Source organism: Kumtagia sp., from assembly GCF_059502445.1.
In genome coordinates, this window is the sequence record NZ_JCACER010000003.1 from 1 (window position 1) to 9,195 (window position 9,195).

9 protein-coding genes and 1 pseudogene are annotated in these 9,195 nt (G+C 67.8%); 9 read left to right on the forward strand and 1 reads right to left on the reverse strand.

Annotated elements, in window-relative coordinates; translation table 11 throughout:
• Nucleotides 1-108: 108 nt before the first annotated feature.
• Nucleotides 109-899 (reverse strand): annotated as a pseudogene (locus AC5JDC_RS00785) (FCD domain-containing protein).
• 426 nt (nt 900-1,325) lie between these two features.
• Here AC5JDC_RS00785 and AC5JDC_RS00790 point away from each other — a divergent pair.
• The 9 genes from AC5JDC_RS00790 (at nt 1,326) to AC5JDC_RS00830 (ending at nt 8,980) form a co-directional block, all read left to right on the forward strand.
• Nucleotides 1,326-2,651 carry a DUF3422 family protein gene (locus AC5JDC_RS00790; protein ID WP_495838234.1) on the forward strand — a complete coding sequence of 442 codons (1,326 nt, stop codon included), beginning with the start codon at nt 1,326-1,328 and terminating at the stop codon, nt 2,649-2,651.
• Nucleotides 2,652-2,812: 161 nt separating this feature from the next.
• Nucleotides 2,813-4,309 (forward strand): FAD-linked oxidase C-terminal domain-containing protein, encoded by a 1,497-nt coding sequence (locus tag AC5JDC_RS00795; protein WP_106773576.1) that lies wholly within the window; start codon nt 2,813-2,815, stop codon nt 4,307-4,309.
• A 217-nt stretch (nt 4,310-4,526) separates the two neighbouring features.
• Nucleotides 4,527-5,105: an ASCH domain-containing protein gene (locus AC5JDC_RS00800; RefSeq protein ID WP_495838237.1), complete on the forward strand. Its 579-nt coding sequence runs from the start codon at nt 4,527-4,529 to the stop codon at nt 5,103-5,105.
• Nucleotides 5,105-5,617, forward strand: a complete 513-nt coding sequence (locus tag AC5JDC_RS00805) for an endonuclease domain-containing protein (RefSeq protein WP_495838239.1) — start codon at nt 5,105-5,107, stop codon at nt 5,615-5,617. Before AC5JDC_RS00800 ends, AC5JDC_RS00805 begins: the two co-directional genes overlap by 1 nt.
• 84 nt (nt 5,618-5,701) lie before the next feature.
• Nucleotides 5,702-6,898, forward strand: a complete 1,197-nt coding sequence (gene glcE, locus AC5JDC_RS00810; protein ID WP_495838241.1) for a glycolate oxidase subunit GlcE — start codon at nt 5,702-5,704, stop codon at nt 6,896-6,898.
• Between the two features lie 33 nt (nt 6,899-6,931).
• Nucleotides 6,932-7,156, forward strand: a complete 225-nt coding sequence (locus AC5JDC_RS00815; protein WP_495838243.1) for a DUF433 domain-containing protein — start codon at nt 6,932-6,934, stop codon at nt 7,154-7,156.
• Nucleotides 7,153-7,473 carry a hypothetical protein gene (locus AC5JDC_RS00820; protein WP_495838245.1) on the forward strand — a complete coding sequence of 107 codons (321 nt, stop codon included), beginning with the start codon at nt 7,153-7,155 and terminating at the stop codon, nt 7,471-7,473. The genes AC5JDC_RS00815 and AC5JDC_RS00820 overlap by 4 nt, the downstream gene beginning before the upstream one ends.
• Before the next feature lie 3 nt (nt 7,474-7,476).
• A complete protein-coding gene (glcF, locus tag AC5JDC_RS00825) occupies nt 7,477-8,775 on the forward strand; it encodes a glycolate oxidase subunit GlcF (protein WP_495838247.1) in 1,299 nt (432 codons plus the stop codon).
• A 16-nt stretch (nt 8,776-8,791) separates the two neighbouring features.
• Nucleotides 8,792-8,980, forward strand: coding sequence for a hypothetical protein (locus AC5JDC_RS00830; protein WP_106773569.1), 189 nt, complete (start codon nt 8,792-8,794; stop codon nt 8,978-8,980).
• Nucleotides 8,981-9,195 lie beyond the last annotated feature (215 nt).

Below are 9,195 nucleotides of genomic sequence, written 5' to 3' on the forward strand. Positions count from 1 at the left end.
AGCTGCCAATCTCCCCCCTTGCGGGGGAGATGTCCGGCAGGACAGAGGGGGGTGCGAAGAAGCGAAGCCTGCCAGAAGCCGACTCGTACCTCACGGAATCGCCCCCCATCATCCCGCCTTCCGCCGCTCGGCATCCAGCCGCTGCCGCAGCCTGAGCTTGGACACGCGCTGCCAGTCGCCGCTGCGCTCGGCCTCCGCCATCGCCAGCTCGACGAAGCTGATGTGGTCCATCGCCGCCTTGCGCGCCGCCGCCGGGTCGCCGCCGGTGACCGCCGCGTGGATGGCGCGGTGCTGCGCCAGCAGTTTTTCACGCGCGTCGGCAAGCGTGAAGACGATCAGCCGGTTCTGGAAGACACCGTCCGACAGGAGCCGTAGCAGGAGCGCAGCGTGTGCAGCAGCACGATGTTGTGCGCGCATTCGCCGATCGCATTGTGGAACTCGACGTCGATCTCCGCCTCTTCCGCAAAGTCGCCGCGCCGGTGTGCGTCCTCCATGCGCTCGATGATGCGCCGAAGCAGGGCGCGGTCGTCGTCGGTGACGCGGCGCGCCGCATATTCGGCCGCCATGCCCTCCATCTCGCGGCGGTATTCGAGATAGTCGGCCTTGGCCTTGGCATGGCTGACGATCAGCTCGGCCACCGGCCTGGCGAACACCTGGCCGACGACGTCGGCCACATGCGTGCCGCCGCCGTGCCGCGTCGTGATCAGCCCGCGCCCCTCCACCGCCTTCAACGCGTCGCGCAGGATCGGCCGCGACACGTCGAACTGGCGCGCCAGCTCGCGCTCGCCGGGCAGCCGGTCGCCGGGCCGCAGCACGCCTTCGAGGATCAGCGTCTCGACCTGCTGCACCACCTCGTCGGCGGTGCGCGAATGTTCTATGCGGGAAAAGATCTCGCCCACGCCAAAGCCCGGTGCCAGGAACCGCGGCGACAATAAAGGCAAGCCGTCCAACTGGTCAAACAAATTATCCACTTGTCCATTTCGGCGAGCGGGCCGGGCTTCCGCGGCCGGCCTCGGCGGCCGGGCGGCGGCGACCCCTCGCATGTCCTCGTCCGCACCGCGAAAACGGCGACGGCGGTGCCGCCACGGCCTGGGGCGGCGGGGTTTTGCCGCCGCCGCCGGCGTTGTGGACAAATTCCTGCTCCATGGACGCCTGTTTTTCGGCAGGGCCATTGTTCGGCAACCGTTTTTTGGTGGCGGCATCGGGCCGTTGGCGAAAACATGTCCCCTCCCGCCATGGCGTGGCGCGAATCGCGGCGCGGCAAAGTCCCGCATTGGCTAGACCCTTCCGCAAGGTCATAAGGGTATGTTGCAGGGGACAAGACCGTGAGCGCCGAGCCGTCGAGACTCGACTTTTCCGCCTCCCTGACCGGCACGGTCATGGGCTTTCCCGCGCATGAGGGCCGTCCCGGCGCCATCGGCGAGGTGCATGCCCGCCCGCATCCGCTGATCGAGGCGCCGCGCGTGCTGGTGCAGCTCTCCTTCATGACCGACGGCGGCTCGGCCGTCGACCATGCCGTGCTGGCCGAGCTGTCGCGCCGCCTCGGCATCGCCGCCCCCGACCGGCAGGCCCGCCACCATGCGATGAAATGGGGCAAGGGCACGCTGCGCTGGGAGCGCCACACCGAATTCTCCACCTATCTGTGGGAGGGCCCGCTCGGCGCGGCGAAGGGCCGCAAGGCCGAGGATTCGCCCTTCGGCAACGGCTTTTCGGCGCCCGGCACGGTGATCTCCGGCATCCGCCTGGAGATGCGCGAATGGACGCCGGAGAGCGAGCCGCTGATCGCCGGCTTCGACATGGAAAGCCTGTGCCATTCGCTGGTCGAGAACGGTCTTGCCGCCATCGCCACCGATTTCCGCCAGGACGGCGACGGGCTCACCCGCATCCTCGTGCTCGACCGCGGCCTGTCGGCCTCGCGCCGCGGCGCGCTGGCGCAGCGCCTGATCGAGATCGAGACCTATCGCACCCTCGCCATGCTCGGCCTGCCGCTGGCGCAGTCGCTGTCCGGGCGGCTTCGCCGCATCGAGGACCGGCTGGCCGAGATCACCGGCGCCATGCGCGCCGGCGGCCGCGGCGGCGGCCAGGAACTGCTCGCGGAACTCACCGAGCTCGCCGCCGAGCTGGAGGCCGACGCCGCCGCCAGCCTCTACCGCTTCGGCGCCAGCCGCGCCTATGACGGCATCGTCGAGGAGCGGCTGGCCGCGCTCGGCGAGGAGGCGGTGCCGGGCCACGACACCTGGGCCGGCTTCCTGCAGCGCCGCGTCGCGCCGGCCATGCGCACCTGCCGCTCGGTCGAGGAGCGCCAGGCCAATCTGTCGCGCAAGCTCACCCGCGCCACCACGCTCTTGCGCACCTGGGTCGACGTCGAGGTCGAGAAGCAGAACCGCGACCTGCTCGCCTCGATGAACAACCGCGCAAAGCTGCAGCTGCGCCTGCAGCAGACGGTCGAGGGCCTGTCGGTCGCCGCCGTCTCCTATTACGTCGTCGGTCTGGTCGGCTACCTCGCCAAGGGCATCACCGTCTTCGGCATCAGCCTCAAGCCCGAGCTGGTCACGGCCCTTTCCGTCCCCGTCGCCATCCTCGCCGTCTGGTGGGGCGTCCGCCGCATCCGCCGGACGCATAGCGAGCGGGAGCGCGCCGCGTCGAGTTGAGGACGCCCTCGGGCTTGGTGCCCGCGGACCGGCTAAGACATTGAAATCGCAAGGCCAATGCGGTTTCGCGACCATGTGACGGAAGTTTGCGTCGAGCCCGGCTTGCGATGCCTTCGGCCAACTGGTAAATGCTTTTTACCAGTAGATCCAAGGGCAGAGCCATGTCCGGACTAGCCATGCCGAAGCCGGATGCCGCGACGCTGTCGCGGCGCGCCGAGATCGTCGCCGACCTGGCGCGCATCGTGCCGGGCGAGGGCGTGGTCGACGCCGTCAACGAGATGCGCGCCTTCGAGAGCGACGGGCTCACCGCCTACCGCCAGCTTCCGCTGGTCGTGGTGCTGCCGGAAACCACGGCGCAGGTGTCGAAGATCCTGAAATATTGCGACGAGCGCGGCATCCGCGTCGTGCCGCGCGGCTCCGGCACTTCGCTTTCGGGCGGCGCCCTGCCGCTGGAAGACGCCGTGCTGCTGGTGATGAGCCGCTTCAACGCCATCCTCGACATCGACTTCATGAACCGCTGCGTGGTGGCGCAGCCGGGCGTCACCAATCTCGGCATCACCCGCGCCGTCGAGGAGGACGGTTTCTACTACGCCCCCGACCCTTCCTCGCAGATCGCCTGCTCCATCGGCGGCAATGTCGCGGAAAATTCCGGCGGCGTGCACTGCCTGAAATACGGGCTCACCGCCAACAACGTGCTCGGCGTCGAGATGGTGCTGATGAACGGTGAGGTGGTGCGCCTCGGCGGCAAGCACCTCGACGCGGAGGGTTACGACCTGCTCGGCATCATGACCGGCTCGGAGGGGCTGCTCGGCGTCGTCACCGAGGTCACGGTGCGTATCCTCAGGAAGCCGGAGACGGCGCGCGCCCTGCTTATCGGCTTCCCAACCAGCGAGCAGGGCGGGCAGTGCGTCGCCGACATCATCGGCGCCGGCATCATCCCGGGCGGCATGGAGATGATGGATCGGCCGGCGATCCATGCGGCCGAGGATTTCGTCCAGGCCGGCTATCCGCTCGAGTGCGAGGCGCTGCTGATCGTCGAACTCGACGGTCCGGGCGTCGAGGTCGATCACCTGATCGGCCTTGTCGAGGCGATCGCGCTGCGCAACGGCTCGACCACCTGCCGCATCTCCACCTCGGAGGAGGAGCGCCTGCGCTTCTGGGCCGGCCGCAAGGCGGCTTTCCCGGCTGTCGGCCGCATCTCGCCCGACTACTACTGCATGGACGGCACCATCCCGCGCAAGGAACTGCCGCGCGTGCTTGCCGGCATGCGCGAGCTGTCGCAACAGTACGGCCTGCGCGTCGCCAACGTCTTCCACGCCGGCGACGGCAATCTGCATCCGCTCATCCTCTACGACGCCAACCTGCCCGGCGAGCTTGAGAAGGCCGAGGCCTTCGGCGCCGACATATTGCGGCTGTGCGTCAAGGTCGGCGGCGTCCTCACCGGCGAGCATGGCGTCGGCGTGGAGAAGCGCGACCTGATGCCGGAAATGTTCTCGCAGGCCGATCTCGACCAGCAGATGCGGGTCAAATGCGCCTTCGACCCCAACCACCTGCTCAATCCGGGAAAGGTGTTTCCGCAGCTCCGCCGCTGCGCCGAGCTCGGCCGCATGCACATCCATGCGGGAAAAATGCCGTTTCCGGACATTCCGCGGTTTTGAGGTTGAAATGCGTGCGCTCCTTCGCACCCCCCTCTGGCCTGCCGGCCATCTCCCCCGCAAGGGGGGAGATCAGCAGCTTCGGGCTCGCCGCTTCTCCTTCAACGTTGCTGGTTGGCGAAAGCCGTGCGTCCGTCTGATCTCCCCCCTTGCGGGGGAGATGGCCGGCAGGCCAGAGGGGGGTGCTCCGCGCCTCGGCCCCTCTGCGAGGCCCTGAGCGATGCTCTTCAAGCAGGCCATCCTCGACGGTATCGCGGCAGGCATTGTCACGCTCGCCTTCCGCCGCTGGAAGCGGCCGACGGTGAAGGCCGGCGGGCGGCTGCGCACGGCGGCCGGCGTGGTCAGGATCGGCGCGATCGAGCCTTGCGATCCAGCCGGGCTGACCGAGGCGGATGCCGCCGCCGCGGGCTTCCCCTCGCTGGCGGCGCTGCGCGAGATGCTCGGACCCGACAATGGCGACCCTGTCTACCGCATCGTGCTGGACGGCCTCGAGCCGGACGAGCGTGTGGCGAAGCGTGAGAATGCGGAACTTTCGGACGCCGAGTGGCGCGACCTCCGCGCCCGCTTCGACCGCTGGGAGAAGACGGCCCCTGGCTATTTTCCGTCGATCCTGCGGGTGATCGGCGAGCGTCCGGCCGTCCCGGCCGCCGACCTCGCAGCAACCCTCGGCGTCGAAAAGCCGAAGTTCAAGCAGGACGTGCGAAAACTGAAGGAACTCGGCCTGACCGAGAGCCTCGACGTCGGCTACCGCCTGTCGCCGAGGGGCGAGGCGGTGCGGAAGCGGTTGGGGGAGACGTGATGACCGCGCAGAACCCTGGTTCCTCGCCCCCACGAAGTGGGGGAGAGGTGTCGAGGGCGAAGCCCGAGACGGAGAGGGGGGCTGCGACGCCGAGCCGCCGCTCGGCCGAAAAACTCGCCCGCGCGCGTGAGCTCCGCCACGGCGACAACATGGCGGAAGCCATGCTTTGGAATGAGTTGAAGGCAAAGCAGCTCGGTGGCTACAAGTTCGTCCGGCAAATGCCGTTGGGTCCATACTTTGCCGACTTCGACTGTCGGTCTGCCAGGCTTGTCGTCGAACTCGACGGCAGCCAGCACGCCGACGATAAACGCGATCGCCGCCGCGATGCGTTCATGCGCACTCAGGGCTATTCCGTTCTGCGTTTCTGGAGTTCGGATGCAGTGAAAGACACCGGGAGTGTTTGCGAGACGATTCTGGCCGCGCTCGACGGAAGGCTGAGCGAAGACGTTGTTGCGAGCGATCTGCGGTATGTGTTCGCGCGCCGGAATCCGAGAGGCGTCGGTGGTGAGTGATCTGATGCCCCCCTCTGCGCCTCGCTGCGCTCGGCACCTCTCCCTCGCTTCGCGGGGGCGAGGAACCCAGGATTTTAGCCGTCCATGACCACCTTCACCCCCACCTCCGCCGAGGAAGTCCTGTCCGCCGTCCAGTGGGCCGTGTCCGAAAGCGCGCCGCTGGAAATCCTCGGCCATGGCTCCAAGCGCGGCATCGGCCGGCCGCCGCAGACCGGGCACGCGCTCGACCTGTCGAGCCTGACCGGCGTCACCCTCTACGAGCCCGAGGAACTGGTGCTGTCGGCCAGGGCCGGCACGCCGCTTGCCGAGATCGAAACACTGCTCGCCCAGAACGGCCAGGAGCTTGCGTTCGAGCCGATGGACTATGGCCCGCTTTTGGGTGGCCAACAGGGCAGGGGGACGATCGGCGGCGCGCTCTGCGCCAACCTGTCCGGGCCGCGTCGCATAAAAGCCGGCGCGGCGCGCGATCACATCCTCGGCATAGCCGCCGTCTCGGGCCGCGGCGAGGCTTTCAAGGCGGGCGGGCGGGTCGTCAAGAACGTCACCGGCTACGACCTGTCGAAGGCGATGGCCGGCTCGTGGGGCACGCTCGCCGCCGTCACCGACGTCACCTTCAAGGTGCTGCCGGGGGCGGAGACCGAGACGACCCTGGTTCTGTCGGGCCTGCTCGACGACGCCGCGGTCGCCGCCATGGCGGTCGCCATGGGCTCGTCGGCGGAGGTTTCCGGCGCCGCGCACCTGCCGGAAACGGCCTCGGCGCGCATCGACGGCCTGCCGAAGGGTGCGGCGACCGTGCTGCGCGTCGAAGGTTTTGGCCCGTCCGTCGCCTACCGCATCGACCACCTGAAGCAGGCGTTCGGGCTGGACGCGGAGGCCGTGACGATTTCGGCGGAGGCGTCGAAGCGTCTGTGGCGCGCCATCCGTGATTGCGCGCCCTTCGCCGACGGCACGGAAAAGCCGGTCTGGCGCGTCTCGATGGCGCCGAGCGGGGCGCACAGGCTCGTCATGGCGCTGCGCATGCAGACGGCGGTCGACGCCTTCTACGACTGGGCCGGCGGGCTCGCCTGGCTGCGCATGGAACACGAGCCGGAAGCCGAACTGCTGCGCGGGCTGGTCAAAAAACTCGGAGGCGGCCATGCGACGCTGGTGCGCGCAAGCGCCCCGCAGCGCGCGGCGATCGCCGTCTTCGAGCCGCAGCCGCCGGCACTCGCCGCGCTTTCGGCACGGCTGAAGGCCGAGTTCGATCCGCAAGACATCCTCAACCCGGGACGGATGGGATAGAATGAGGGAGCTAGTGTGCCGTTGGAGATCGTCATGAAGATCACGGATGTACTGAGCTCCGATCCCGAGATCGTTTCCGGCGCCGTCGTTTTCAAGGGTACGCGTGTTCCGGTTGATGCGCTCTTCGAAAATCTGGCGGATGGGATGTCGTTGGAAGCTTTTTTGGGGAACTTTCCAACTGTCGAGCGCGCACAGGCGGAAACTGTTCTGCATCTCGTTGGAGAGGACGTGAAGCGCTACTTCCCGAAGGCCGCGTGACGGCGATTTTCGACGAAGGCGTTCCGCTCGATTTGTTGCCGATCCTGCGCAAGGCGGGTTGCGACGTTGTTGGCTTTCCGAACAAGTGGAAGGGAACCAAGAACGGCCGGTTGGTGCAGCTTGTCGAGAGCGAGGGCTTCACCTGTTTGCTCACCAGCGACAAGAACCTGCCACACCAGCAGAACCTTGCAGGCAGATCCTTTGCGATTGTCGTTCTGCCGTCACCTCGGCTTGCAGAGCTTAAGGTGATTGTCAGCCGGATTGTCGACGCGGTCGCCACGGCGAAGCCGGGTCACGTAACTTTGGTCGAACGATAGACTATGCAAACCACCTTCTCCCCCGCCCAACTCGCCGATCCGCATGTCGCCGAATCCGAGAAGATCCTGCGCAAATGCGTGCATTGCGGGTTCTGCACCGCGACTTGCCCGACCTATGTGACGCTCGGCAACGAGCTGGACAGCCCACGCGGGCGAATCTACCTGATCAAGGACATGCTGGAGAACGGCCGCCCGGCCGACAAGCAAATCGTCACCCATATCGACCGCTGCCTCTCCTGCCTCTCCTGCATGACCACCTGCCCGTCGGGCGTGAACTACATGCATCTGGTCGACCATGCCCGCGCCCATATCGAGAAGACCTACGACCGCCCGCTGGCGGACCGGCTGGTCCGGGCGCTGCTCGCGGCGACGCTGCCTTATCCCCGGCGGTTCCGGGCGGCGCTCAAGCTCGCGGGGTTCGGACGGCCCTTCGCAAAGCTGTTCGCCGGCATGCCGGCGCTGAAGCCGCTGGCGTCGATGCTGAGGCTCGCGCCCGCCTCGGTGCCGGCAGCGTCGCCGGTCTCGAAACCCGGCCGCCATGCTCCGCGGGGCGAGCGGCGCGGCCGCGTGGCGCTGCTCACCGGCTGCGCCCAGTCGGTGCTGGAGCCCGGCATCAACGAGGCGACCGTGCGCCTGCTCACCCGGCTCGGCGTCGAGGTGGTGGTGCCGCCGGGCGAAGGCTGCTGCGGCGCGCTGGTGCACCATATGGGCAAGGAGGAGGCCGCACTCGCCGCCGCGCGGAAAAACGTCGCCGCCTGGACGCGCGAGATCGAGCGCGGCGCCCTCGACGCCATCGTCATCACCGCGTCCGGCTGCGGCACGACGATCAAGGATTATGGCTTCATGCTGCGGCTCGACCCTGCCTATGCCGACAAGGCGGCGAAGGTTTCGGCCTTGGCGAAAGATATCACCGAATATCTCGCGACGCTCGACCTGCCCGAGCCTTCGGTCAAGCCGGGCCTGACGGTGGCCTATCACTCCGCCTGCTCGATGCAGCACGGCCAGAAGATCACGCGCCAGCCGAAGGAACTGCTGGCGCGTGCCGGCTTTTTCGTGAAGGAGCCGCGCGAGGGCCATCTGTGCTGCGGCTCGGCCGGCACCTACAACATCCTGCAGCCGGAGATTTCGGCAAGACTGCGCGACCGCAAGGTGAAGAACATCGAGGCGACCGGTGCCGCGCTCGTCGCCACCGGCAACATCGGCTGCATCACCCAGATCGCTTCGGCGGCGAAGCTGCCCGTGGTACATACGGTGGCGCTGCTCGACTGGGCCTATGGGGGGCCGAGGCCGAACGGCGTCTAGGCTGGGAGGCTAACGCATGGCAGCGCTGCTCTACCTCCTGATCCCCGTCGCCATCGTCATCGCCATCTGGCTGGGCATCAGGTACCGCACCTCCAGCCGCCGGTGGCTGGTCGGACCGCTGTCGGGCTCGGTCGCATCGAATGAACGCGGTTTCGAGTCCAGCGCGTCCGGTGACGGCGGCGATGGCGGCGGAGGTGGCGACTGACGGTCGACCGCTGTACGGGTTGTGCCGCTGGTTACACCTGCCCGTATCGCAAGCCCCTCTCCGTCTCGCCCTTCGGGCTCGACACCTCTCCCCACTGCGTGGGGCGAGGAACCCAGGCTGGAGAAGGGCAGCATCGCGGCAGTGGTTCCTCGCCCCTGCGAAGCGGCTACGGCATGCACACATCTCTGAGAACCCAACCTTTGGCGATGGCTCGG

Coding starts and splice junctions, on each gene's coding strand:
- glcF (WP_495838247.1), top strand. CDS start 7,477: ATGCAAACCACCTTCTCCCCCGCCCAACTCGCCGATCCGCATGTCGCC.
- AC5JDC_RS00795 (WP_106773576.1), top strand. CDS start 2,813: ATGTCCGGACTAGCCATGCCGAAGCCGGATGCCGCGACGCTGTCGCGG.
- glcE (WP_495838241.1), top strand. CDS start 5,702: ATGACCACCTTCACCCCCACCTCCGCCGAGGAAGTCCTGTCCGCCGTC.
- AC5JDC_RS00830 (WP_106773569.1), top strand. CDS start 8,792: ATGGCAGCGCTGCTCTACCTCCTGATCCCCGTCGCCATCGTCATCGCC.
- AC5JDC_RS00815 (WP_495838243.1), top strand. CDS start 6,932: ATGAAGATCACGGATGTACTGAGCTCCGATCCCGAGATCGTTTCCGGC.
- AC5JDC_RS00800 (WP_495838237.1), top strand. CDS start 4,527: ATGCTCTTCAAGCAGGCCATCCTCGACGGTATCGCGGCAGGCATTGTC.
- AC5JDC_RS00805 (WP_495838239.1), top strand. CDS start 5,105: ATGACCGCGCAGAACCCTGGTTCCTCGCCCCCACGAAGTGGGGGAGAG.